This is a genomic window from Shewanella sp. MMG014, assembly GCF_018100775.1.
Classification (GTDB): Bacteria; Pseudomonadota; Gammaproteobacteria; order Enterobacterales; family Shewanellaceae; genus Shewanella; species Shewanella japonica.
On sequence record NZ_JAGJDZ010000002.1, the window covers coordinates 245,965 to 271,566 of the forward strand.

Consider the following 25,602-nt stretch of genomic DNA (forward strand, 5'->3'; position numbering starts at 1 on the left):
AAGATAAATACGTATCTTGGCTTTTTTAATATCGTTAACTCAATAGCCTTGCTGACTATATAAAAGTTCCTTTCGTGTTAACCAAACTTTATTCCTTCTAGACTATCTTTAATGATGCTCGCTCGCCAGCCGGTTAATAATAATGGCGTGTCTGTTTGTTTTTTATGATAGAGCCACAGTAAAAATTCATGAATGAGACGTTTAGAGCCAATAAACTCAATCGCGACATCATGTTGCTCAGCCAGTTGCGTGAGGATGACTTTAACTTCTTTAAATGAGGCTTTATAACCATTTTTAAGGGCTATCACGTCCACAGCTTCTGGTAAATTTTCTAAATCTGCTGTTTGAAGCAGTTTGATGATCTCTTTACCATGGAAACGCTTTTCATGATCGGTTAAGTCATTTAATTGATTCAACTCGACTACCGTTTTCGGCTGTTTTTTTGCTAAAGCAATCAAGGCATGATCTTTAATGATAAAGCCAAGTGCAGAATCTTTCTTTAATGCTTTTTGTAAACGCCAAGTGGCCAAAACTTTCAAGTAAGCCAATTGTTTTGGGAATAACTGAAACGCATTTTTCACCTTTAAATAAGCAAACTCTTCATCAGGCGGCGTTAAACGCCCTTCTGTCATTCGCTCACCCTCTTCCAGCAACCAATCCATGCGGCTAGCTTGATTAACCTTTTCAAGTAATTGTGGGTAAAGGTTATATAAATAGTAAACGTCATTCGCGGCGTATTGTAATTGTGCATCGGTTAACGGACGTTTCATCCAATCAGTTCGTGACTCGCCTTTATCAATCTCAATGTCTAAAAACATATTAACCAATTTTGCGTAACCGACCCCATGTCCCAAGCCACATAAGCTAGCGGCAATTTGACTATCAAATAAAGGACTTGGCTGGCATTGTCCGTAACGCGCGAACACTTCCAAATCTTCACTACAAGAATGCACAAGTTTAGTAATTGAAGTATTTGTTAATAACTCCCAAAAACACGATAAATCAGGCAGAGCAACGGGATCGATTAGCGCCAATGTTTTGCCATCATAGGCTTGAATAAGACCCAACTTCGCGTAGTAGGTTCTTGTTCTTACGAATTCAGTGTCTAAGACCAGTAATTCACTTTGTTGATATTGTGCCACTAACGCTTCTAAACTTGCTTGGTCACTAATGTATTCGAACGATAACAAAATTCACTCCAGTATTAACTTATCGCCAATGGAAGGTCTAAATAGGATGCATTAAAAAGCCGGCAACTGCCGGCTTTACTTTACGCTGATTTAACTTCGTCTCGAAGTTCTCGTCGTAAAATCTTACCTACATTGGATTTTGGTAACTCTTCTCTGAATTCTACCAGCTTTGGTACCTTATATCCTGTTAAATGATGACGACAATGTTTAATAATATCGCTATCAGTTAAGCTGTTATCTTTTGCGACAACAAATACTTTAACTAATTCACCGCTGGCTTCATTTGGAACACCAACAGCCGCAACCTCAATGACTTTAGGATGCAGTGCAATGACATCTTCAACTTCATTTGGAAATACATTAAAACCTGATACCAAAATCATGTCTTTTTTACGGTCAACAATGAAAAAGAATCCTTTTTCATCCATATAGCCAATATCACCAGTCGCTAGCCAACCTTCTTTGTCGATGACTTTTGCAGTTTCCTCTGGACGCTGCCAGTAGCCTTGCATAACTTGCGGGCCTTTCGCAAATAGCTCACCAGTTTCACCTTGAGCTAATACATTACCTTCATCATCACGCACTTGTATGTCAGTTGACGGCGCAGGGAAACCAATCGATCCGTTATAACCATCAAGGTTATAAGGACAACACGTCACCAGTGGCGATGCTTCAGTTAACCCATAACCTTCAAGTAATCGCGTCTTAGTAATGCTTTGCCATTTGTCAGCAACGGCTTTTTGTACGGCCATTCCGCCGCCAATAGAAAGCTTTAAGCGGCTGAAATCAAGACTATTAAAGTCTTCATCATTAACTAGGGCGTTGAATAACGTGTTAACCCCTGTCAACGCTGTAAAAGGATACTTCTTTAACTCGCCAACGAACGCTGGTAAATCACGAGGGTTAGTAATTAATAAGTTTTTACTGCCTTTATGTAAAAACAGCAAACAATTAACAGTGAGTGCGAAGATGTGATAAAGCGGCAATGCAGTAACGACAAATTCGGTACCATCTTTCAAAGCTGGAGAATAGGCACCATTGGCTTGCAAAACATTACTCACAACGTTTTTATGACTCAACATCGCGCCTTTTGAAACACCCGTTGTACCACCGGTATATTGCAAGAAAGACAAATCCTCTGGTGAAATCTCAGGTTTTACGTATTGTAAACGACGGCCTTTACTTAAAGACTGCCTAAAAGACAATGCATGAGGCAAGTTGTATTTAGGCACCATCTTCTTGATGTACTTAACCACGAAGTTGACTAAGGTTCTTTTTGGTGCACTCAGTTGATCACCTAACCCAGTGATGATCACCGATTCTACAGGCGTTTCTGAAACCACTTCTTCCAATGTACGTGCAAAATTCGACACAACGACAATGGCTTTAGCACCAGAATCAACTAACTGATGTTTTAATTCTCTTGGGGTATATAGAGGGTTAACATTGACCACGACCATGCCCGCACGTAATACACCAAATAATGCAATTGGGTATTGCAGTAAATTAGGCATCATCAAGGCAACTCTGTCGCCTTTTTCTAACTTGAGTTCATTTTGTAAATAGGCTGCAAATGCACGACTTCTTTCTTCTAACTTTCTATAAGTCAGTGTCGCCCCCATATTGATAAACGCAGGTTGGTCAGCATATTTAGCTACCGCAGATTCAAACATATCGACAAGCGTTGAAAATTGCGCTGAGTCAATTTCTGCCGGTACGTGTTCTGGTAAATTATTAATCCAAGGCTGGTCCACAAAATTCTCCTATTTATCCTGACCATTGCTAAGAAGACGGGCTTCAATTTTTACAAGGTCGAAGATCACTGCACTTAAAACTAGCTGATATTTTTATTATTGTTATGAGTTGCAGTAAAAACGTTATTGATAGTTATTATTCTTGAGCCGCAAAAAATCATACGACCGTTTTAATTCAGACCATAATCACATAAATAAATTAAAAATCCTAGTGATTTTAAAACAAAGAAAGCTTAATTTAGAATAAATGTTCTAATCGTGTTAGCAACTTGTGCTGCGCTTCCCATATGTAAATGGTGATCGCCTTTAATCTGCACATTCGTAAGCTGTGTAAACCACAGCTTAGCTTGCGGTATTGCTAATTTTAACTGTTTATAGCCCTCTTCGGCTAATATTAATAAACAAGGGGTATCACTGACGCTCATTAAAACATCAACCTGTTCAAAGGTTAATCTATAAGGAGAATCCAGTTTCAAACGAGGATCACTTTTCCAACAATATTGATGATCTTTGATTTCAAGATTTCGCTTTATAATTAACTCACACCACGTAGGATCCATACCAGTGAGCTTATGACGGGCATTTACGGCCCGCTCAAGCGTTAAGTTTGATGAAGACTCAGGTTTCTTCTGTCCCTGAATCCCAGCTTGATTGAATCTGATATGCTGCTGAAAGCTTCTATTGACTCTTGCTTTAAATTTCGACAGATCTTCAAATAATGGCGATAAAGCTTCAATTAATATGAGTTGCTTTAAGCTATCAGGGAAAGCCGCATTATAAGCTGCCGCAACTATCCCACCTAAAGAGTGTCCGATAACGGTTACAGGCTGGTCCTGCTTAAGTAATAAAACGAGTTCGTGCAAATCGTAGAGGTAATCAATCCAATGCAAAGGATATTGCCCTGGACGATGTTGAGATAAGCCATGACCAGGCCAATCTACGGCAATAATTTGATAATCTGTAAGTACTTGCTGCTCAGATAGCGCATTAACTAACGGTACGAAGCTGTCGGCATTATCTAACCAACCATGTAAAGCCAGTAAAACGGGTTTGTTACTACTTCCATATCGCTTTGCTGCTAAACGAATATGAGCCAATTGAAAATCGACATCTTCAAATTCTAATGCCGCATCAATTGGCTCATTCATCATTATCTTCTTTATCAGTTATAGCGTGGTTATTTCGCTTTTTTAACAAATTTTAAAGTCATACGATCACTTTCACCAATCGCGAGATATTTATCTTTGTCCTGATCTTCAAGGGCTAAACGTGGCGGTAATGTCCAAACACCTTTTGGATAATCTTTTGTATCCTTAGGATTGGCATTCACTTCCGATGACGCCGCTAATGTAAAGCCGACTTTTTCAGCCAGTGCAATCATTTCAGCCTGATCCATATAGCCGCTATCAAATGACATACCAGGGTTTGCACGATGTTCAACCACACCAAAAACGCCGCCATCTTTTAGTACATTAAAAGAAGCTGTAAAAGCATTTTCAAGTTGTTTCTGGCCAGCCCAATTATGTAAGTTACGGAATGTTAATACATAGTCAGCACTGTTATCTTCACCTAAAACAACAGATGCAGGTGGCTGAAAAGTCACCGTTTTAGCATTACCTACAGCATCTTTGTTATCAGCTAACCAGCTTTGAAACTTTTTACCTGCTTTAGCGTAATATTGAGTGCGCTTAGTATCTTCTTTTGGATTGGTTTCAAAAATACCACCGATGTACTGACCTTTTTCTGCAAGGTAAGGTGCCAAGATTTCGGCATACCAACCGCCGCCAGGCCAAAGCTCAATAACGGTATCATCCGCTTGAACACCTAAAAAAGCTAAGGTTTCAGCAGGATGACGATATCCATCACGGGCTGAATTTTTTTCGCTTCTGAAGCTACTTGCTACAGCTTCTGCGAGTTGAGGGTTAACTTTAACAGCTTGTGCTTTGTCACTTGTTGAATGACCGTGCTCATGTGCAACCACATTTGTACTGATGGTCGATAGACCAATCGAACTTAAACCTAACATTGTGGTTAACAATAACGTACGTTTCATTGTCTTCTCCCTGAAGAAATTGTTTTAAAAAACAGCAACTGATACGACAAAAATTGCTAAGTTGATCACTCTAAACTGTTTCTGGCTTTTTGTCGTCTACTCTTCGCCAACACATCCATAACATAGTGCAGCTAAACACTAACCAGATTATTACCCAAAGCCAAGCTGGTAGCCATGTTAACTGTGATAGCTTAGCCGCATCTCCTTGAGTTGATAAACCAAAAAGAATTGTCGGGCTCGCCATAGCATTAAGCACAATCATCAAACCCAGTGTTCGTAACAAACTGTTAAGCCATGCAAAATTATTAAATTTAAGCGGCATTAGAAACACAACGGCTAACGAAATTAAAATGAATATGGTTAATAAATCTCTCGCCCAGAAAATTAATGATGCCAGGACTGTTGTACCAAGAATGCCTAAGGTAAATTTAATGCCCGCTCGCCAAGTCGCCAATAAGAAGATGATATACCCCCACAGCGCAGCACCGAAATAGCCACTAAAAGTGATGAAAGGTGCAAAGCCCCCTTGGGTAAAACATAAGCCCGCACCATTCGGAAATAGTTGAATTTGAGTGACAATGCCACCACTGGCTATAGCCGCTAATCCGTGGGAAATCTCATGAAAATAGCTTTCAAACCATTTGAAAGGAATACTGATAATAGGCAGTTTAGTAATCAGAAAAGCAATCAGTAGTTCAAAAAAGAAAAGCCCTTTAGAAGGAATAGCGGATAAGCGAGCAGGCTTAGGATCATGCATATAAATCAATACCCACCATTTGTTGAATTTGCTCTCGTTGAGCAGCATGTTGGTTTAATAAGTATTCTTTAATCGCACCTCCACTTCCTTGAACATGCTGTTGCTGTGATGCGTTAAAATGCGTTTGCTTGTCGTACTGCAGTTTTGCATCGACGGCATCGTTAATAACAGATTGCTCAACAAAGACAACGTGCGCATTAGTCGGTTCAGCAGCCTTGGTCAAGGTTTCTTGTTTTGCCGCAGAAGTATGATTCACTTCAGAGACTTGGCGAGCACGAGTTAACCTATCAACTGTCGATTGTTCATTACTTACCGCTTGGTTATTTTGACTATTATTATCAGCAATCTTGTTTGTGTCAGTTCTTAACGTAAATGGATTATAAGAAGACAAAGGCTGAATTGATGATTGAATTGTATGAAGCAAATTGTCCTCCTATTTAACTAAACAAATACTTAACTACACACATACTTAACTACATTATTAGAAAGCTAATACTAAGCCCATACTTAGCTAATAATAAGGCAAGAGTTAAACACAAACTCATCAAGCAAATAAAGCTAACCTATTATTCGCGCCCTGGTAATTTTTTCCAAGTCACCGTATCACGCAAATACACGGGAGCAAGCTCATCCACAGGAGTCGATAAACCTTGCTTATATCCCAATTGCGCGAGTTTTAACATCGCTTTGGCATCGGGTAATTTGATATCACTCATTTGTGTAGAATCAAGATTTGACAATAAATCAGGATACGCATCAAACCCAGTGCCACACAGTGTGATCGTTTGCTCAGTATCTAACAGTATATTTACTTGTTCGGGAGTAGATACATGTTCTTCGCCAACTAACGTCGCAATTCCATCTGAATTAGTAAACTGTCCCCAGTATATTTCATTCATTCTTGCATCAATGGCTACAAATACTTGTTTAGCACTGTCAGCGTCAATAGCCATTTGTGCCATTGCTGCCAAAGTAGAAATACCGATAACAGGTATATCATGTCCTAGTGCTAAGCCTTGAGTCATACTTGTACAGATTCGAATTCCAGTAAAACTACCTGGCCCACGCCCATATGCAATCAAGTTTACATCTGCAATCTTAATATTTGCTTCTTTCAATACTTCATCAACCATTGGCAATAAACGCTGGCTATGTTCTCTTGGTGCATTTGCTGAACGACAATGTAAATCTTGGTTATGCAACAACGCTGCCGAACAAGATTCTGTGCAAGTATCTAATGCAAGTATTGTTAAATCTGAATCAATGTGAGCCATGTAAGACGTGTTAACCCTAGAGTAATTCGGTAAATAATGGTCGCTATAATAACTTATGGGATACTTTTTAAAAAGCGTAACGCAGTATCTAAATCACGAGTCCTGCTCATTGGCGGTAATGAATTGATGAATGCTTCGCCATAGGGTCTATTTACAATACGGTTATCACACAGTATTAATACCCCTCTGTCTTTCTCGTCCCTAATGAGACGGCCCACACCTTGCTTTAAGCTAATAACAGCTTGAGGTAATGATATAGACGTAAAAGGATCGTTATGACTTCTCTCAGCGTTTGCCGCTCTAGCCCGATATAACGTGTCATCAGGAGAAACAAAAGGCAGTTTGTCGATGATTACGCAGCTAAGTAACCGCCCTCTTACATCAATACCTTCCCAAAAGCTACTTGTCCCCAGCAATACACCATTACCGAGTTGGCGAAATTTATTTAACAAGCTTTGCTTACTCGCCTGTCCTTGTACCAACAAAGGATAATTCACTTTACGTTGAAGCATTATCGCAACTTGCTGCAGCATATGATGACTGGTGAATAAAATAAAAGTCCGTCCTTGAGCTGCATTAATTGCTTGAGTACAGACATCTACGAGTTGATTAACATTAGCTTCAGTTTGGCCTGACTTAGCAAGATGTCTTGGCACACAAAATAATGCTTGGTTTGGATAATCAAACGGACTATCTAAGATAATTTGCTTTGCTTTACCCAGCCCTAACTCGTCAGCAAAATGTTTAAGCTGTCGGTTCACTTGTAACGTTGCCGAGGTAAAAATCCATTGAGTTTGTTTGTCAAACAATTGCTGACATTGCTTTGCGATATTAATCGGTGCCATTCTTAACATAGTAAATCGACCACTAGGTTCAACACTATAAGCGGCATTTTGATCATTACATTCAAAGTACAGTTGAAGCTGTGCAACGATTGAGGAGAGTTGATCTACTACATTATCTAACGTTTCACTGCGGCCAACATGTTCTGTTGTCACAGCAAGCAACGTCGTTAGTTCATTCAATAAATCCCAAGATTGTGTGGCTAAATCTTTATTTGAAATAACGTGGCGCCAATCTGTGACATCCCCCTCAAGCAATGCATTTTGCCAACGAGATAACTTCACTAATAGTCGTTGACTCAGCTGCTCCAATTGAATGCTGTCTCTTAGCTCTGTTCGATACACATCAATAATTTGATTTAGCACTCTGTCGATATCACGCGTCGCAATTTGTTGGCCAAAATAGTTAATGCAAACATCAGGAACCAAGTGAGCCTCATCAAAAACGACGACATCGGCTTCTGGTAATAATTCTGCAAATCCTGTGTCTTTTAGTAATCGGTCGGCAAAGAATAAATGATGATTAACCACAACAATTTTCGCATCTTGCGCTTTAATCTTGGCTTTACGACTAAAACAGGCATCGTAATAACTGCACTTTTTACCAGTGCAGCTTTCTTTGGTGCTGGTGACTGTGGCAATGGTGGCCGAATGTTCTGCTACTGAGGTTAAGTTACCAGTATCACCATCTTTGGTCATACTAGCCCATTGATTTATCTTGATCAGCTCATCAACCACTTGCGGTGACATTTGACTTATTTTTTGTAAGTTCTTTTCCAACCTAAGTTGACATAAGTAATTACTGCGACCTTTTAGTAGCGCCGTTTTGGGCGCGACAGAAAACATGGTTAATAATAGTGGTAAGTCTTTGAAGAAAAGCTGTTCTTGCAGGTTTTTACTCCCTGTACTAATGATGACTTGCTTACCACTTAATAATGCAGGGATCAGATAAGCAAACGTTTTACCTACACCTGTACCTGCTTCTAAAATTAAATTGTGTTTATCACTGATGGCACTCGTCACAGCCAAAGCCATGTCATACTGACTTTGCCTTGGTCGATATTGATGAACACTTTTTGCTAAAGCGCCCTGAGGAGAAAAAGCCAAGTCGACTTCTTTGCGTAATTTGCTGCTCACTATGATGCTTAATCTTGCCTTTTTAGTGGAAAAAACAGATAACCGTACTCGGTTATCTATCAAGCTTTTCATTATCCAATGATTTACAACAGTAAACAATGAAATAAAGTTTCTTTGAGTTAAGGCTCTTCATTAATGATTTCGACGATAAACATTGATTTATCTGAATTAAACACCTTACTTGTATATACAAACAGAGCAAAAATAAGCCTAAAAATCATACTGATATAAGATATATTTTTTATTTAGCAAAAAAATGCAAATAGTGTTTATTCTGTATTGCAAACAAAATTAAAAGGGGTTAGATTGTTTGTAATGAAATTACACAAGCTAATTTAATAGAGAATTTATTATGTTCATCCGAATCAATACAAACCATCATCATCACCATTTGCGGTAGCCTTCGGATGCTTACTGCCGGAGGACTATTTCCTTCAGGCGGTTGTAAAAACATACACAAACCCCTGAAAGAAATTTCAGGGGTTTTTTAGTTTTAGGCTTTAAATAATTGTTTTTATATCAAATTTAATAGGAATTACATCATGAGCGAAAATAACAGACTGCGTATTGCAATTCAAAAATCAGGTCGCCTTTCAAAAGAATCACAGAAATTACTTAAAAGTTGTGGCGTAAAGTTCAACGTAAACGAACAACGTTTAATTGTACACGCTGACAACATGCCTATCGATTTACTGCGTGTACGTGATGATGATATCCCTGGCTTGGTTATGGATGGTGTCGTTGATTTAGGTATTATTGGCGAGAATGTTCTTGAAGAAGAACAAATAGAACGTCAAACACTTGGTAAGCCAGCTGACTGTGTAAAATTACGTGAATTAGATTTCGGAGCATGTCGCCTTTCACTCGCTGTTCCAAATGAATTTAGCTATGAAGATGCAAGCTCACTAGAAGGTTTACGTATTGCGACTTCTTATCCAAACCTTCTACGTCGTTACATGCAACAAAAAGGCATTAACTATAGCGACTGTATGTTAAAAGGTTCGGTTGAAGTTGCCCCACGTGCAGGATTAGCTGACGGTATCTGTGATTTAGTTTCAACAGGTGCAACTCTTGAAGCGAATGGTTTATACGAAACAGATATCATCTATCAATCAATGGCATGCATTATTCAATCAGCTGAGGAGCAAGTACCTGCAAAACAAGCACTCATCGATAAAATCCTTTCGCGCATGAACGGCGTCGTACGAGCTCGTGAAAGCAAGTACATTCTACTGCACGCACCAAGAGAAACTCTTGATCAAATTGTTGCACTATTACCGGGTGCTGAAAACCCAACCGTATTACCACTCAATGATGATACTGATCGGGTCGCAATCCACGCCGTTAGCACTGAAGATTTATTCTGGGACACAATGGAAGAGTTAACCGCACTGGGTGCGAGTTCAATCCTTGTTATGCCTATCGAAAAAATGGCCGGTTAACTAACACATTTGTCGTAGTGGAGCAGCACATGCAAACACAGCAAACAATGCAAATTCTAGATTGGAATGAATTAAGTTCAACAAAGCAACAAACTGCGCTAAATCGCTCGCCATTAGTTGGTGACAATAGTGTTGAGCGTTCAGTTAGAGACATCATCAACACCGTTGTGGCTGATGGTGACAGCGCTTTAGTCAAATATAGTCAGCAATTCGATGGGGTTAGTATCGATTCCATTACTATGTCTGATGATGATATCTCACTAGCTTGTACCAGAGTATCTGAAGAGGTTAAGTCTGCTGTTGCTAATGCAGTGAATAATATTGAAACGTTTCACCAAGCACAAACATTCCAAGCAATTGATGTAGAAACGCAACCCGGTGTTCGCTGTGAGCTTCGCTCTGAGCCAATTCAGAAAGTCGGTTTATACATACCAGGCGGCAGTGCGCCGCTAATTTCTACGGTAATGATGCTGGCTTTACCAGCTAAAATTGCAGGCTGTGAGCAACGTGTTTTAGTCAGTCCTCCACCAATTAATGACGCAATTGTTTATGCTGCAAAGGTCTGTGGCATCACAGAAATTTATCAGGTTGGTGGTGCACAAGCTATCGCTGCCCTCGCCTTTGGTACAGAATCGGTGCCAAGTGTTGATAAAATCTTTGGTCCCGGTAATCGCTTTGTCACTGAAGCTAAACGTTTAGTTTCACAAGATGGCCGCTGCAGCGTCGCAATTGATATGCCAGCGGGCCCATCGGAAGTACTTGTCATTGCAGACAAACTCGCAAATCCAGCCTTCATCGCGGCTGATTTGTTATCACAAGCAGAACACGGGCCTGATTCACAGGTTATGTTAGTCACAGATTCTGAATCAGTGGCTAATGAAGTCAACCGAGAGCTCAGTAAGCAACTTAACGTCTTATCTCGACAAGATATAGCCGCACAAGCACTCAGTTGCAGCCGGTCTATCATTGTTGATGATATGTCTCAAGCAGCCATGGTATCTAACCTTTATGGTCCTGAGCACTTAATCATACAATCTGAAAAACCTCGTGATGTATTAACCAATATTCGAGCCGCAGGTAGTGTTTTTCTAGGGGCGTATACGCCAGAATCAGTTGGCGATTACGCGAGTGGAACCAACCATGTATTACCAACTTACGGATATAGTCGCAGCGTTTCTAGTTTGTCATTAGCTGATTTTTCTCGCCGATTTACCGTACAAGAATTAACTCCACAAGGCTTACAAGGTCTTGGCGAAACAGTCATGGTACTAGCAGAAAATGAGTTACTTGATGCTCATAAAAATGCCGTAGCCATTCGCTTAAATAGCTTATAAAGAGTAAAGATAGATGACAAATAACAGTGAACCCTCATCAAAATCTGCGCTAACGTTAGCAGAATCGTTAGCTAGACCAGAGCTGTTAAGCCTTGTTCCCTATGAAAGTGCGAGACGCATTGGTGGTCGCGGCGATATTTGGATAAACGCCAATGAGTCGCCTTTTAATAATAGCGATTTAGATACATTAAATCGTTACCCTGAATGTCAGCCTGAGCCATTAATTAATGCTTACAGTCAATATGCTAAAGTGCCTGTTGAAAATATCGTTTCAACTCGTGGAGCTGATGAGGGGATTGAGCTACTTATTAGAACCTTCTGCACCCCAGGCGTTGATAAAATAGCTTGCTTTGGGCCGACTTACGGTATGTATGCGATCAGCGCACAAACATACAATGTAGGTGTCAACAATTTAAACCTAACTGATAGCTATCAACTCCCAGAAAATTATGCTTCGCAAATTGATGGCGCAAAAGTCGTCTTTATTTGCAACCCCAATAATCCAACTGGCACGATTATTCAAAAGCAGGATATTACAGCGGCCGTTGAAGCTATGCCAAATGCCATTGTGGTGGTTGATGAAGCATATATTGAGTTTTCTCCGCAATACTCAGTGGCTGACTTAGTGACTCAGTATCCTAACCTGGTCGTGTTAAGAACCCTTTCAAAAGCATTTGCATTAGCAGGAGCTCGCTGCGGTTTTTTAATGGCCAACAGCGATATTATCAGTTTAATTATGCGGGTTATTGCGCCTTACCCAGTGCCTCTTCCCGTTGCAGAATTAGCGCAAAAAGCACTGTCGATAACGGGTATTGAGTTAATGCAGCAGCAAGTTGCACAGCTCAGCACTCAAGGGCAGCGATTATCCAATGCGCTGCAACAAGCTGGCGCTAAAGTATTACCTGCCCACGGCAATTTTGTATTAGCTGAGTTTACTCAACCTGATACGGTCAGTAACGCTTTACAACAAGCTGGGATAGTTGCACGGGCTTATAAAGACCCACGTTTACAAAGTCGAATTCGATTTAGTTTTAGCCATGCATCTGACACAGACAGACTTATCGATGCAATCAACAGCCTAAACTCACCCGTTTGATAGATATTACCCAATTTAAAGAATAAAAATATTTTGAAGGAAAAGAGATGAAACAAAACATTTTATTTATCGACAGAGATGGCACCTTAGTTGAGGAACCTGCAATTGATAAGCAGTTAGATAGACTTGATAAGCTAGTGTTTGAACCACAAGTCATTCCTTCTTTACTGAAACTACAAAAAGCGGGTTACCGATTAGTGATGGTGTCCAACCAAGATGGTTTAGGCACAGATTCATTCCCACAAGCAGACTTTGACGCACCGCACAATATGATGATGCAAATCTTTGAAAGCCAAGGTGTCAAATTTGATGATGTCGTCATTTGCCCACACTTTGACGCTGATAATTGCAGTTGTCGTAAGCCTAAATTAGGCTTGGTCAAAGAATACTTAACACAAGGTAAAGTCGATTTTACGACCTCGGCGGTTATTGGCGATCGTTATACTGATGTAGAGCTTGCAAGTGCTATGGGGATCCGTAGTTTTCAATATCAACGTGAAACACTCAATTGGGTTGCCATTACAGATGCAATCTTAAATCAAGGCCGTATCAGTGAAGTTGTTCGCACAACAAAAGAGACGGATATTAAAGTTAATATTAACCTTGATGATACTAGCAAAGGCAAAATTGATACAGGTATTGGCTTTTTTGACCACATGCTAGATCAAATTCAAACTCACGGAAATTTCAGAATGGATGTGACTGTTGATGGCGATTTAGAAATAGACGATCACCACAGCGTTGAAGATACCGCCTTAGCCATAGGCGACGCATTACGCCAAGCACTAGGCAATAAACGTGGTATTGCCCGTTTCGGCTTCAGTCTGCCTATGGATGAAGCAAATGGAGAGTGTTTAATGGATATTTCTGGTCGTCCATTTATTAAATTCAATGCTCAGTTCGATCGTGAAATGGTCGGTGAAATGGCCACTGAAATGGTGCCGCACTTTTTCCGCTCATTTGCCGATGGCCTGCGTTGTACGTTACACATCAGCACCGATGGCGATAATGATCACCACAAAGTTGAAGCGCTATTCAAAGTTTTAGGCCGCACGTTACGCCAAGCAGTAAAAGTCGAAGGTGATTTGCTGCCTTCAAGTAAAGGTGTACTGTAAGGAGCGCAATTCATGTCAGATAACAACACAACCGTCATTCTTGATACTGGCTGTGCAAACCTAAGCTCGGTACGATTTGCATTTGAGCGCCTAAACGCTGATGTCATTGTATCTGCTGACCATCAAGTGATTAAGTCCGCCGCAAGAGTCGTTTTGCCTGGTGTCGGCACTGCTGGCGCAGCGATGGATGCGCTTGTGAGCCGTGATTTAGTGTCCATTATTAACAACCTAACCCAACCTGTCATGGGGGTATGTTTAGGGATGCAAATGCTCACGGAGAAATCCAATGAGCACGGTGGGCGCACAGAACAAGACATCGCCTGTTTGGGATTAATTCCTACTCAAATTAATGAATTAGACAGCCAAGGCTTGCCATTACCACACATGGGCTGGAACCAAATAACAGTATCTGATCATCCGTTGTTTAAAGGGATTGAAGACGGTAGTTATTTGTATTTTGTCCATAGCTTTAAGGCGCCACTCAGTCAGTACACCATCGCATCATCACAATACGGTGAAGCATTTAGTGCCGCCATTGCAAAAGATAACTTTTTTGGTGTGCAATTTCACCCAGAAAAAAGTGCAGCAATAGGCTCGCAGATATTACAAAATTTCCTAAATATGGGGAACCAAGCATGATCATTCCAGCAATTGATTTAATCGACGGCCAAGTGGTACGTTTATATCAAGGCGACTACCAACAAAAAACGACTTTTGATTTAAGTCCATTAGCTCAACTTCAGTCTTATGAATCCCAAGGAGCTAAGCTACTTCATATCGTAGATTTAACAGGTGCTAAGGATCCCGAAAAGCGCCAAATAGCACTGATTTCACAATTAGTTGCAGGCTTAAACACCGATATCCAAGTCGGCGGCGGGATCCGTAGTGAACAGCAAGTAAAAGAGTTATTAGATAGTGGCGTTAAACGTGTCGTCATTGGTTCATTAGCAGTCAAAGAGCCCGAATTGGTCAAAAGCTGGTTTGTAAAATACGGCAGTGATGCCATTTGTTTAGCGTTAGATGTCAATATTAACGAGCAAGGCGAAAAAATGGTTGCAGTGTCAGGCTGGCAAACTGGTGGTGGTAAGTCGTTAGAATCATTAGTGTCAGAATACAGCACAGTTGGACTTAAACATGCATTGGTCACCGATATTAGCCGTGATGGCACTTTACAAGGCGCTAATACCCTTCTTTACGCTGAGCTAGCTAGTAAGTACCCAAACATAACTTGGCAAGCCTCTGGCGGTATAGCAAGCCTTGATGATGTTGCGGCGGTAAGAGACAGTAACGCCAATGGTATTATCATTGGTAAAGCATTGCTGATAAATAATTTTACCGTTGAGGAGGCAATCACATGTTGGCCAAACGCCTAGTCCCCTGCCTCGATGTTCGTGATGGGCAAGTCGTAAAAGGGGTTCAATTTCGTAACCATGAAATCATTGGTGATATTGAACCACTAGCAGCAAGATATGCAGCCGAAGGTGCTGATGAGTTAGTCTTTTATGATATTACTGCCAGCGCCCATGATAGAGTGATTGATAAGTCTTGGGTAACTCGAGTCGCAGCGCAAATCGATATTCCTTTTTGCGTCGCTGGTGGAATTAAAACCATCGAACAAGCACGACAAATGTTAGCTTACGGTGCCGATAAAATTTCAATTAACTCACCAGCACTCAGCGACCCGAGTTTGATTTCACGATTACAGGATGAATTTGGCCGCCAATGCATCGTGATTGGTATTGACTCATTCTATGATGACGAATCAGATAGCTACAAAGTAAAGCAATTTACTGGTGACGAAGCTGCAACTAAAGATACGCTATGGTTTACTCAAGATTGGGTTGAAGAAGTTCAAACTAGAGGTTGTGGAGAAATTGTACTGAACGTCATGAACCAAGATGGCGTGCGAGGCGGTTATGATATTAAACAGCTCAGCATGGTAAGAGCAATTTGTGATGTCCCATTAATTGCTTCTGGCGGTGCAGGCACAATGGCACATTTCAAGGAAGTGTTTCAGCAAGCGAATGTTGATGCTGCCCTAGCAGCCAGTGTGTTTCATAAGGGAATTATCGATATCGCTGAATTAAAGCAATATTTAGCCAATGAAAACATTGCGATTCGTATTTAACAGGCAAAGAAACTGAATAAGAAGTGAAACTGAATTATGACATTATCTGCAACTGTGACATTTGATACCTCAGCACTAGCATGGGATAAACAAAACGATTTATTACCAGCCGTGGTTCAAAACCACTTAACCGGTAAGGTGCTTATGCTGGGTTATATGAATAAAGCGGCATTAGAACATACCTTAGAAACAGGCAAAGTAACTTTTTTCAGTCGCTCAAAACAACGCCTATGGACTAAAGGTGAAACGTCAGGCAACACATTAGATTTAGTTGCCATTGATAAAGACTGTGACAATGACAGTTTACTGGTTCAGGTTATTCCAAATGGCCCTACCTGCCACACAGGAACTGAAAGCTGCTGGCCAAATGGCAATGCTCACAGTTTCATTGACAACCTCACCAATGTGATCATTTCTCGAAAAGGCCAAAGCGCAGATTCAAGCTACACGGCATCGCTTTTTGAACGTGGTACAAAAAGAATTGCACAAAAAGTTGGTGAAGAAGGATTAGAAACGGCGCTAGCTGCTGCAACACATGATAAAGAAGAGTTAATTAATGAAGCTTCGGATCTTATGTATCACTTAATTGTGCTACTTGAAGATCAACAATTATCCATGGCTGATGTTAATCAAAACCTAATGCAACGTCATTTAAACAGTCAATAGCGTTAATCTAAACCGGCCATGTAAGCACATTGCATCCAATAAAAAAGGCACCTACTCGGTGCCTTTAATTTTTACAAAACTGATATCTATTTGATTACGCTTGGTCTTGCCACAGCTTTTCATCGTTTTGCATGTTATATAAGCTCTCAGCGCGAGACACCAATAAGTTAGCAAATTTAAGTTGGGTCTCATCGCGAGTTGCGCCAGACTTATGTAAGTTTTCAGCTTTAATTTGCCACATCATTGAAAAGTGACGAATCGCCTCACGCGCAGTACCAGCAACTTTTACATCGACATAGTCAGAAGGTAAATCGCCTGACATTACCCAAAAAGTTTGCTTGGTAGGTTGTTTCGATTCCATTTTCCAAATTGCTAAATATGGCACTAAATAGCGGCTTTCATCAGCAAGGACTTTTGACGGGATAACGCCTTTTTCGGCAAGGAATCGATTGGCTTTTTGAAATTGTGCTTGGACCCATTGTTGTCTTAATACTTCTGGATCTTGTTGTTCTGTTTTAGGCTCAGCCACTGATTCAGTCATTCTTTCTTCCTATTTTATTGTTATATGTCGTCATCATAACACTTACATCTTTATATCAATTTGTGTGACAAATGCAACGAAACGCAAAAAAAGTTTACGTTTACGTAAAGTGGCAAGCTAAATTGCCACGTAGATCACAAAATTATATGAATCTAACTTTGTTGAGAGTATCGCTAAATGCTATCGTTCTGCAATAAATAATAACAAGCAGTCGTTATTCACTTTTATTCTGACGACTATTTAATCGCACAGCGGAGATCACAAGTGGCTCTATTTAATCATGTATCGTTTGATGACCACGAACAAGTCGTATTTTGTCACGACAAAGAAAGTGGCTTAAAAGCAATTATCGCTATCCATAATACTAACCTAGGCCCTGCAGTGGGCGGTTGTCGTATGTGGAATTATGACTCAGACGACGAGGCAATCAATGACGTGTTGCGTCTATCTCGTGGAATGACTTATAAAAACGCACTTGCTGGTTTAACAATGGGTGGCGGCAAGTCAGTTATCATCGCAGACCCTAAAACTACCGATCGTGAAGCCTTATTCCGCTCATTTGGTCGTTTTATTCACACTTTAGGTGGTAAGTACTACTCTGCTGAAGATGTGGGTACTACCACAGCTGATATTATGATTGCTCATGAAGAAACACCCTATATGGCTGGTCTTGAGGGCAAAAGTGGCGATCCATCTCCATTCACTGCTTTAGGAACGTATTTAGGTATTAAAGCCGCGGTAAAACATCAGCGTGGTCTAGATAGCTTAAAAGGCTTAAAAATTTCGGTTCAAGGCGTTGGACATGTTGGTTATTACTTATGTAAGCACCTTCATGAAGATGGCGCTGAACTGATCGTGACTGACATCCATCAAGCTTCTTTAGACCGTGTGGCCACGGAATTTGGCGCTACAGTTGTTGCACCACAAGATATCTATACCCAAGATGTTGATGTATACGCACCATGTGCACTTGGCGCAACGATCAACGACACGACTATCCCGTTGCTTAAAGCAACAATTGTTGCGGGTTGTGCAAATAACCAGTTAGCTGAAGTTCGTCACGGTGAAGTATTAAAAGAGCTAGGCATTTTGTATGCACCTGATTATGTCATCAATGCTGGCGGTATCATCAATGTTTCTTTCGAAAGTGACTATGATGTAGCTAAAGCCACTGCCAAAGTCGAAGAAATTTATAACACGTTAATCAAAATCTTCGAGCAAGCCGAAAAAGACAACCGCACCACCGGTGATGTTGCTGACGAAATGGCGCGTGAGATCATTAACGCCGCTAAATAATTAACGCACTCATTTTATAAGCCTATTTTTATAAAATGAGTTACGGTTATGACCTCACTAAAGGGAGCCATCAGGCTCCTTTTTTATTGGAATTGAGTCGCTAGTAATCCAGCGTTAACTTTGCTTTAGTTTCTTATATTAGTTTCTTATATTCGTTTCTTATATTAGTTTTTATATTAGTTACTTATATTAGTTACCTATATTTGTTTACTGCCAATGACCAAATTTTGGATCTTATTGTCTCTTAGAGCCTTACTAAATCTTATCCAAAATAACATTGCCTTGCTTAGCCTAGCATTCATTTAACTCGGCTCCGTTCACTGTAAATTGTCATCCCTTTGACATATTGGCGTCATCTTGAGTTCAAAAACCGCTCCTATGCTAGTTTAGACATTCATCGTTGAGCGATATATCAATGACTCAAAATGCTAAAGATAAGACCGGTTTACATGAACTTACATCTAATCCCACTTCTCACTTCAGCCCTTTTGAACATGCGATTACAACCAGCAAATCCCCTAAATCTAGTGGCAAAGTAAAACAAACTTTCAATGCTTTATGGATTTCAGATGTTCACCTAGGCAGTGTCGATTGCAAAGCAGAATATTTATTGGATCTGCTTAATCAAACTCACACTAATAAGCTTTATTTAGTTGGCGACATCATTGATATCTGGGCACTAAAACGTAAAGTTTATTGGCCTGAAAGTCATAACCTAGTCCTACAAAAGTTAATCCAACTGGCGCAAAGCGGTATCGAAATCAAGTTTATACCAGGCAACCATGATGAAGAGTTTAAAGCTTATAGTAATTTCCAAATATGGGGTATTACCATCACCCGCCAATATATACATGAATGCATAACTGGCGATAAAATTTTAATGTTACATGGCGATCAATTTGATTCAGAAGTGTGTATAAGTCGCACCTACGCCAAACTTGGCGATCATTTATATGATGTTTTGTTATTACTCAATCGTAAATTACATCGTATTAGACACAGCTTAGGCTTTTCGTATTGGTCTTTAGCCAGTTACGTGAAACTCCGAGTCAATAAAGCACAACATGCCATCAGCATGTATCGAGATGCAGTATTGCGCTACGCACAAACACAGCAAGTACAAGCAGTGGTTTGCGGTCATATTCACCAACCAGAATTATCCCAACACAAGAATATCATTTATGCCAACGACGGTGACTGGGTCGAAAATTGTACGCTGATTGCTGAAACCCACAATGGTGAATTACAGCTGCTTCGCTGGAGTGATGAAGCGTGCACGACCAAAGTCATCAATCAAATCACATTGAGTGAAGCCAGTGCTAGTCCAATGAAGCAAAAAGTCGCTTAGCACTGACTACTCACTTCTTATAACAATAAAGGCTATGGACATGATTTTTACAGTAGATAATGTGGTAGAAAAAAACTTACCCAAAATCCACCAAAAACCTTGGCTAGCAACACCAACAAAAGCCATGTTGCGTTATTTATTAAACGAAAAACAATGTAATGATATCGCGGCAGAATTCGCTTATTTGAAAGGGGTAGATTTTGTCGAGCATGTACTAGATTGTTTTGATTTCAATTACTCAGTGCCTAGTAATGAAATTGAAAATATTCCCATCGAAGGAAGAGTGGTTATTTATGCCAATCACCCTATTGGTTCCCTTGATGCACTCGCTCTCATCAAACTTATTAGCCAAGTTCGACCTGATATCAAAGTCGTCGCGAATGAACTGCTGATGGCACTTGAACCACTACATTCACTGCTGCTTCCCGTGAATAACATGTCCGGTGGTACACCAAGACAGCACTTAGAAAATATTCACTTGCACCTAAAAAATGAAGGCGCTGTATTAATTTTTCCTTCAGGAGAAGTATCAAGACTCAGACCCTCAGGTGTCACTGATTTAAAGTGGCATTCTGGCTTTTTAAAAATGGCCAACTCCTGCAATGCTCCGTTACTGCCAATGTTTGTTGATGCTAAAAACTCACTTTCATTCTATGGCGCTTCAATGATTTATAAGCCACTCGCTAGTTTATTGCTCGTCAAAGAAATGTTTAAACAGCAAAAGCGCACCATGCCAGTACGAATTGGACAGTTAATTCCTAAAGAAGCTATTACTGGCCATGATTTTAATGTCAAAACCAAGGTTCAGTTACTTAAGAATCACCTTTATCGAATTGGAAAAAATCGTCGGCCATTATTTGCTACACAAAAAGCCATTGCCCATCCAGAGTCACGAAGCGAACTGCAATCAGCTTTGCAACAATGTGAGATGCTCGGTGAGACTAATGACAATAAACAAATCTTTTTATATCAGCACCAAGGCTGCAATCCAATCATGCGAGAAATTGGCCGATTAAGAGAAATCGCATTTCGTGCCGTGGGGGAAGGTAGCGGCAACAGGCGAGATAACGATCAATATGATCCTTATTATCAGCACCTGGTGTTATGGGATAAGGATGATTTAGAAATTGTAGGATCCTATCGTTTTGCAAGTGCTAAGTGGGTTCACGAGCATCAAGGTAAAACGGCCTTATATAGCCAATCATTGTTTCAATATAACGATGAGTTTGCCCCCTACTTTGAAAATGGCTTAGAGCTTGGCCGTAGCTTCGTGCAGCCAAAGTATTGGGGAAAACGAAGCCTAGACTACTTATGGCTTGGTATTGGCGCTTATTTAGCTAAGAATCCACAATTTCGCTATTTATTTGGTCCTGTGTCTATTAGTGACCAAATCCCCGAACAAGCGAAAGAAATGCTTGTCCATTTCTATCAGAAGCAATTCAGTAACCCTGAGGTGTTAGCAATCTCAAATTGCCCTTACCGCTTTACCCAAGATAAACGCCAACAACTCGATGCACTTTATTCCGCTGACGATTACGCATCTAATTTCAAAGTGTTAAAACACACAATGGCGAATATGGGGGCGGCAGTACCGCCACTGTTTAAACAATATGGCGAATTGTGCGAACAAAATGGCGTATCGTTTCTCGACTTTGGTATCGATACTGATTTTGGCAACTGTATTGATGGACTGGTACTTGTTGATGTGCATGCATTGAAACCTAAAAAGCAGCAACGATACATTAATTACCACTTAACTAAACCATAAAATAACTGTTGAAATTAGCAATGAACTGATCAATCACGATACATGACTCAATTATTCATCATTTGTCGGCTTTTCAATTGTCTGATATAAATAGATTAATTGAAAAGGAGAACAAGATGGTTACTGTTGAGCAAATAATGAGCCACAGAGTAGTCACTGTTGAAATGGATGATCGGTTAGCCACGGCTAAAGATATTTTTGACAATGTACCATTTCATCACCTTGTGGTGTTAGATGAACATAATCAAGTCTCCGGTATCTTGGCGCGTGCCGATCTGGTTAATGCTATCAGTCCAAATCTTGGCACGGCCGCAGAACTAACTCGAGATATTGAAACGCTACAAAAACGTGTCCATCAAGTGATGGCTCACCACCCTATCACTATTCCTCCAGAGTTGGATGTTAACAGTGCTTCAGAACTTATCTTATCTAAAGGGATCACCTGCTTGCCTGTATTAGTGGATAAGGAAATTGTCGGTATTGTGAGTTGGCGTGATCTACTTGCTCATTATTGTGGTTTAGAGCCCTTGAATGGCGAACAACCGTAACCAACTGTTTTATATACAAATAAAAACATCTCATTAATGACAAAAACTATTTTATGCGTTTCTGTCTAACAATTGCTTGCTCCAAAAATAAAATAAAAAATTTTCTTCAATCTCAACAATCACATACTAATCCATTCAAAAAAACTTCATTTATCTTGGTGGAAAACGTCACATTTGTCTGCTTATCTTAAGGTAGGTTTACACGCCAAGGAGAGATTAATGACAAGTTTTAAATATCATTTAAATCATGAAAAAATCGAATTGCTTGCCAGTGATTGGTTTGGATTAGAGCGTGTTTTAGTTAATGATCAGCTTGTATCAAGTAAAATCAACTTTAGCCAAAGAAGTACTCACCGTATTGAGCTTAAAAATGGCAAACCTTGCCAACTTCAGTTACTCATTGACCCACAAACAGAGCAATTAACCTGTCGTTTATACAAACAAAACCAATTAATTGGGAGTTTAAAACAAGGTAAACAAAGCTTATTGAGCAGTAAGAAAGTATTTGAAGCCAGTGTCATGGTAACGTTTATGAGTGTTTTAGGACTTTATTGGTTTAGTTAACGGTACCGAAATTACATTGAAGATACACATTAAAAAAGGCTGCGATATGCAGCCTTAGCGTAGCGATTATATTTGTTTTACTGTTTTTTAGTCGCATAAACTGACAGCGTTTTCTGCAATACACACCAACTCGCTTGTTTGATAGTTTCCACTTCCAGCGGTTACCGTAGTAATATTAAGTTGTTGGCCATCACTATTATCTTTAAGGACTTCTACCGATAAAATTGTGCCATCTCTAGGAATAATTATCCCATCAGCAAAATCACCTACATCCAAGTTTTTATATAGCTTAATGCTTATGGTACCAATAGAACGTGGCTCGATACGGCCTTCAGCAATCACCACACTTTGCTGGTTAGAAAAAGAAAATGCTTTAACATAAGTGCCACCATTTGATGTAGTTAACTCGTGTACTTCGTGGGCGTTAACCATACTTACGCTGCCATACAACAAAGGCGCAATCATCAAAAACGACAGCATATTGTTTACACGAGAAGTCTTTTTCATATTTTTCATTATTAGCCCTTCCTATCCATGATACTTAAAAGTACATCAAGTTAACTATCAACAAAACCTTAGCTTAAGCATTGTTCATATTATTACAGTTCGCGAATTTTAAGCATTAAAAAGGCTGCCATATGGCAGCCTTAATCACGAGCGTCAGTGGCAATAGTCTTTAAAAGACTCTTGCAACCAAGCCTTTAAGGTAAAATCCTTCTGGAAATGCACTACCAATAGGATGATCACTTGCTTGGCTCAATCTATCAATAAATTGAACGTCACGCTTTGCATCAAGCGCCGCATCAGCAACCACTTTTTGGAATAAATCAGCGGCCATTAACCCTGAACAAGAGAACGTTAGTAATGTTCCACCAGGATTTAATAACTGCATCGCAATCATATTGATGTCTTTGTAACCACGGCAAGCACCATTCAGTTGTGCTTTATTGTCAGCAAACTTAGGTGGATCTAGCACAATGACATCAAAGGTTTTACCTTCATCACGATACTGGCGCAGTAACTTAAACACATCAGCTTCATGATAATTAACGTGATCATCATTAAAGCCGTTTATTTCCATATTTAATCGCGCGGTATCTAACGCAAGTTTAGAAACATCGACATTTTCAATGCTCGCTGCGCCGCCTTTTGCAGCATACAAACCGAAGGTACCTGTATAGCAAAAGCAATTAAGCACTGACTTATTTTTTACGAAGCGTGCTGCAATAGCGCGGTTATCACGTTGATCTAAATAAAAACCCGTTTTATGCCCTTTTGTCACATCAACAGAAATTTTTATACCATTTTCTTCAATTACCACTGGCATTACTGGTAATTCACCGTGCAATAAACCGGTGACAGGCTTTAAACCTTCTTTCTTACGAGAGTCGACATCAGAACGCTCGTAAATGGCACAATCAGGATAGAGTTCTGCTAATACCTCAACTAAAGTATCACGCCAGTAATCAGCCCCTGTGCTCAGTAATTGACAGACTAAAACATTCGCGTACTTATCAATGGTAATACCCGGTAAGCCATCTGATTCCGCAGCAATAAGACGATAGCCGGTAAGGCCTTGTTCTTCAATTAATGCATCACGCCCCAATTGAGCACGCTGAATACGACGAACAAAAAAGTCTTTATCGATTTGCTCTTCTTTATCAAACGTCCACACACGCACTTGAATTTGTGATTCAGGAGACCAAGCACCACGGCCTAACCAATGACCATCATGAGCGACAACATCAACGGTTTCACCTGCTTGTGGTTTACCTTTTATGTTATGTATACCACTTGCAAATACCCAAGGGTGCTTACGTTCAAGTGATTTTTCACGCTTAGGTCTAAGCTTGATTCTGATTGCCATGATGGTGCCTTTTTAAAATTGGGATAAGGATAATAAGGATCCTGTATAGGGAACGCAAGTTAGAATCTAAAAATTATAGCTTGAAATTGAATGTCATACACTCGAGGTCACTCATCGAAAATCAGTAACATCAACTTGCAGTTAACTAAAAATCCAAATCAAATGGTTATTATAACGTGGTGGGTAATTAAATATAAAAATGCTACTCATAATTGAGTAGCATTCTAAAAAAATATTTCACAGAGTTAACTATCTCAAACAGTGAAATAATTAAGGATGATATGTAAATAATCTTATAAGCAATATTTTATTAAAATCAATGACTATTGTTTTAATAATAGTAAAGTAAATAACTGTGATTGACTCAATAATGTAATATCTTGAGGCTCGCCATCAACTGACAAAGATAGCACTGGATTTTGTAAAAAGTCTTTTGCATCATCAGCTGAGTACAACTCAGGTAAATCTAAATGATACTGCTCATTACCTTGGACATTTAGCTTAAGATAAAGTGGTTCAGACTTAACCCAATGCCCTGAGTCATCGGCGTTATCTTGAAACAGATCGCTATAGCTCACTTCAATTAATTGCTCGCCAGGGATAAGATCCACTTCACGCTGAAATTCGATAACAACACCATTCACACTATCAACATCTAAATCATCATGAAACGTAATGCTTGATGACTGAGCCGTAAAACTGGTTAGCATAAAACTAAAAGCGGTCAAAATCATTATTTTGGTATTCATATTTCACTCCAATTAATATCTTCTTATCCCACTTGGCACAAAACACTGCACCGTTTAAATAAAGAGACCTTAAAATGATAAAGAGACCTTAAAATGAAAATTAAAATTTCATTTTTTAGAATTATTTTTTAAA

General features: G+C 39.8%; 24 protein-coding genes and 1 pseudogene. 13 read left to right on the forward strand and 12 right to left on the reverse strand.

What is annotated here, in order from left to right; translation table 11 throughout:
- Positions 1-77: 77 nt before the first annotated feature.
- The 8 genes from rnd to J8L86_RS04075 form a co-directional block, all read right to left on the reverse strand.
- Positions 78-1,190, reverse strand: a complete 1,113-nt coding sequence (gene rnd / locus J8L86_RS04040) for a ribonuclease D (protein ID WP_211028833.1) — start codon at positions 1,188-1,190, stop codon at positions 78-80.
- An 80-nt stretch (positions 1,191-1,270) separates the two neighbouring features.
- The gene (gene fadD / locus J8L86_RS04045) at positions 1,271-2,944 is read right to left on the reverse strand and encodes a long-chain-fatty-acid--CoA ligase FadD (protein WP_211028836.1); all 1,674 of its coding nucleotides are present in this window, start codon (positions 2,942-2,944) and stop codon (positions 1,271-1,273) included.
- Between the two features lie 233 nt (positions 2,945-3,177).
- Positions 3,178-4,092 carry an alpha/beta hydrolase gene (locus tag J8L86_RS04050; RefSeq protein WP_211028837.1) on the reverse strand — a complete coding sequence of 305 codons (915 nt, stop codon included), beginning with the start codon at positions 4,090-4,092 and terminating at the stop codon, positions 3,178-3,180.
- A 29-nt stretch (positions 4,093-4,121) separates the two neighbouring features.
- Positions 4,122-4,997 carry a class I SAM-dependent methyltransferase gene (locus tag J8L86_RS04055; protein WP_055023207.1) on the reverse strand — a complete coding sequence of 292 codons (876 nt, stop codon included), beginning with the start codon at positions 4,995-4,997 and terminating at the stop codon, positions 4,122-4,124.
- 70 nt (positions 4,998-5,067) lie between these two features.
- Entirely contained in the window at positions 5,068-5,754 is a 687-nt protein-coding gene (locus J8L86_RS04060; protein WP_055023208.1) for a M50 family metallopeptidase, read from the reverse strand.
- On the reverse strand, positions 5,747-6,178 hold the full coding sequence (locus J8L86_RS04065) for a hypothetical protein (protein WP_211028838.1): 432 nt from the start codon (positions 6,176-6,178) through the stop codon (positions 5,747-5,749). Before J8L86_RS04065 ends, J8L86_RS04060 begins: the two co-directional genes overlap by 8 nt.
- Before the next feature lie 142 nt (positions 6,179-6,320).
- Complete coding sequence (gene tsaB, locus J8L86_RS04070; RefSeq protein ID WP_065107958.1) at positions 6,321-7,028, reverse strand: tRNA (adenosine(37)-N6)-threonylcarbamoyltransferase complex dimerization subunit type 1 TsaB; 708 nt, start codon at positions 7,026-7,028, stop codon at positions 6,321-6,323.
- A 53-nt stretch (positions 7,029-7,081) separates the two neighbouring features.
- Complete coding sequence (locus J8L86_RS04075) at positions 7,082-9,007, reverse strand: ATP-dependent DNA helicase (protein ID WP_348772640.1); 1,926 nt, start codon at positions 9,005-9,007, stop codon at positions 7,082-7,084.
- Positions 9,008-9,549: 542 nt separating this feature from the next.
- On the opposite strand from J8L86_RS04075, the gene hisG reads away from it, so the two are divergent.
- From hisG to hisIE, 8 genes are read left to right on the forward strand one after another with little or no spacing between them, the layout of a single operon-like run.
- The gene (hisG, locus tag J8L86_RS04080) at positions 9,550-10,449 is read left to right on the forward strand and encodes an ATP phosphoribosyltransferase (RefSeq protein WP_055023212.1); all 900 of its coding nucleotides are present in this window, start codon (positions 9,550-9,552) and stop codon (positions 10,447-10,449) included.
- 47 nt (positions 10,450-10,496) lie between these two features.
- Positions 10,497-11,783, forward strand: coding sequence for a histidinol dehydrogenase (hisD, locus tag J8L86_RS04085; RefSeq protein WP_065108419.1), 1,287 nt, complete (start codon positions 10,497-10,499; stop codon positions 11,781-11,783).
- Between the two features lie 13 nt (positions 11,784-11,796).
- Complete coding sequence (hisC, locus tag J8L86_RS04090; RefSeq protein WP_211028843.1) at positions 11,797-12,879, forward strand: histidinol-phosphate transaminase; 1,083 nt, start codon at positions 11,797-11,799, stop codon at positions 12,877-12,879.
- A 47-nt stretch (positions 12,880-12,926) separates the two neighbouring features.
- Positions 12,927-13,994, forward strand: coding sequence for a bifunctional histidinol-phosphatase/imidazoleglycerol-phosphate dehydratase HisB (gene hisB / locus J8L86_RS04095; RefSeq protein WP_211028849.1), 1,068 nt, complete (start codon positions 12,927-12,929; stop codon positions 13,992-13,994).
- A gap of 12 nt (positions 13,995-14,006) precedes the next feature.
- Positions 14,007-14,633 carry an imidazole glycerol phosphate synthase subunit HisH gene (gene hisH, locus J8L86_RS04100; RefSeq protein WP_211028850.1) on the forward strand — a complete coding sequence of 209 codons (627 nt, stop codon included), beginning with the start codon at positions 14,007-14,009 and terminating at the stop codon, positions 14,631-14,633.
- Positions 14,630-15,367, forward strand: coding sequence for a 1-(5-phosphoribosyl)-5-[(5-phosphoribosylamino)methylideneamino]imidazole-4-carboxamide isomerase (gene hisA / locus J8L86_RS04105; RefSeq protein ID WP_211028851.1), 738 nt, complete (start codon positions 14,630-14,632; stop codon positions 15,365-15,367). Before hisH ends, hisA begins: the two co-directional genes overlap by 4 nt.
- Positions 15,349-16,122: an imidazole glycerol phosphate synthase subunit HisF gene (gene hisF, locus J8L86_RS04110; RefSeq protein WP_211028852.1), complete on the forward strand. Its 774-nt coding sequence runs from the start codon at positions 15,349-15,351 to the stop codon at positions 16,120-16,122. The genes hisA and hisF overlap by 19 nt, the downstream gene beginning before the upstream one ends.
- 36 nt (positions 16,123-16,158) lie before the next feature.
- Positions 16,159-16,788 carry a bifunctional phosphoribosyl-AMP cyclohydrolase/phosphoribosyl-ATP diphosphatase HisIE gene (gene hisIE, locus J8L86_RS04115; protein ID WP_055023218.1) on the forward strand — a complete coding sequence of 210 codons (630 nt, stop codon included), beginning with the start codon at positions 16,159-16,161 and terminating at the stop codon, positions 16,786-16,788.
- A 94-nt stretch (positions 16,789-16,882) separates the two neighbouring features.
- On the opposite strand, the gene J8L86_RS04120 is transcribed toward hisIE, so the two are convergent.
- On the reverse strand, positions 16,883-17,329 hold the full coding sequence (locus J8L86_RS04120; RefSeq protein WP_055023219.1) for a DUF4826 family protein: 447 nt from the start codon (positions 17,327-17,329) through the stop codon (positions 16,883-16,885).
- A gap of 264 nt (positions 17,330-17,593) precedes the next feature.
- Between J8L86_RS04120 and J8L86_RS04125 the strand changes: the two genes are divergently transcribed.
- The 5 genes and pseudogenes from J8L86_RS04125 (at position 17,594) to J8L86_RS04145 (ending at position 22,853) form a co-directional block, all read left to right on the forward strand.
- A complete protein-coding gene (locus tag J8L86_RS04125) occupies positions 17,594-18,625 on the forward strand; it encodes a Glu/Leu/Phe/Val dehydrogenase dimerization domain-containing protein (protein WP_055023220.1) in 1,032 nt (343 codons plus the stop codon).
- Between the two features lie 415 nt (positions 18,626-19,040).
- On the forward strand, positions 19,041-19,973 hold the full coding sequence (locus tag J8L86_RS04130; RefSeq protein ID WP_211028859.1) for a UDP-2,3-diacylglucosamine diphosphatase: 933 nt from the start codon (positions 19,041-19,043) through the stop codon (positions 19,971-19,973).
- A 25-nt stretch (positions 19,974-19,998) separates the two neighbouring features.
- A pseudogene (locus J8L86_RS04135) lies at positions 19,999-21,741 on the forward strand (lysophospholipid acyltransferase family protein); the annotation flags it as partial.
- 116 nt (positions 21,742-21,857) lie between these two features.
- Positions 21,858-22,289 carry a CBS domain-containing protein gene (locus J8L86_RS04140; protein WP_055023222.1) on the forward strand — a complete coding sequence of 144 codons (432 nt, stop codon included), beginning with the start codon at positions 21,858-21,860 and terminating at the stop codon, positions 22,287-22,289.
- 219 nt (positions 22,290-22,508) lie between these two features.
- The gene (locus J8L86_RS04145) at positions 22,509-22,853 is read left to right on the forward strand and encodes a hypothetical protein (protein ID WP_055023223.1); all 345 of its coding nucleotides are present in this window, start codon (positions 22,509-22,511) and stop codon (positions 22,851-22,853) included.
- An 87-nt stretch (positions 22,854-22,940) separates the two neighbouring features.
- On the opposite strand, the gene J8L86_RS04150 is transcribed toward J8L86_RS04145, so the two are convergent.
- The 3 genes from J8L86_RS04150 to J8L86_RS04160 form a co-directional block, all read right to left on the reverse strand.
- On the reverse strand, positions 22,941-23,369 hold the full coding sequence (locus J8L86_RS04150) for a PliI family lysozyme inhibitor of I-type lysozyme (RefSeq protein WP_211028863.1): 429 nt from the start codon (positions 23,367-23,369) through the stop codon (positions 22,941-22,943).
- Between the two features lie 160 nt (positions 23,370-23,529).
- Entirely contained in the window at positions 23,530-24,720 is a 1,191-nt protein-coding gene (locus tag J8L86_RS04155; protein ID WP_065107949.1) for a class I SAM-dependent methyltransferase, read from the reverse strand.
- Positions 24,721-25,043: 323 nt separating this feature from the next.
- Positions 25,044-25,469 (reverse strand): DUF2057 family protein, encoded by a 426-nt coding sequence (locus J8L86_RS04160; RefSeq protein ID WP_211028865.1) that lies wholly within the window; start codon positions 25,467-25,469, stop codon positions 25,044-25,046.
- Between the last annotated feature and the right edge of the window lie 133 nt (positions 25,470-25,602).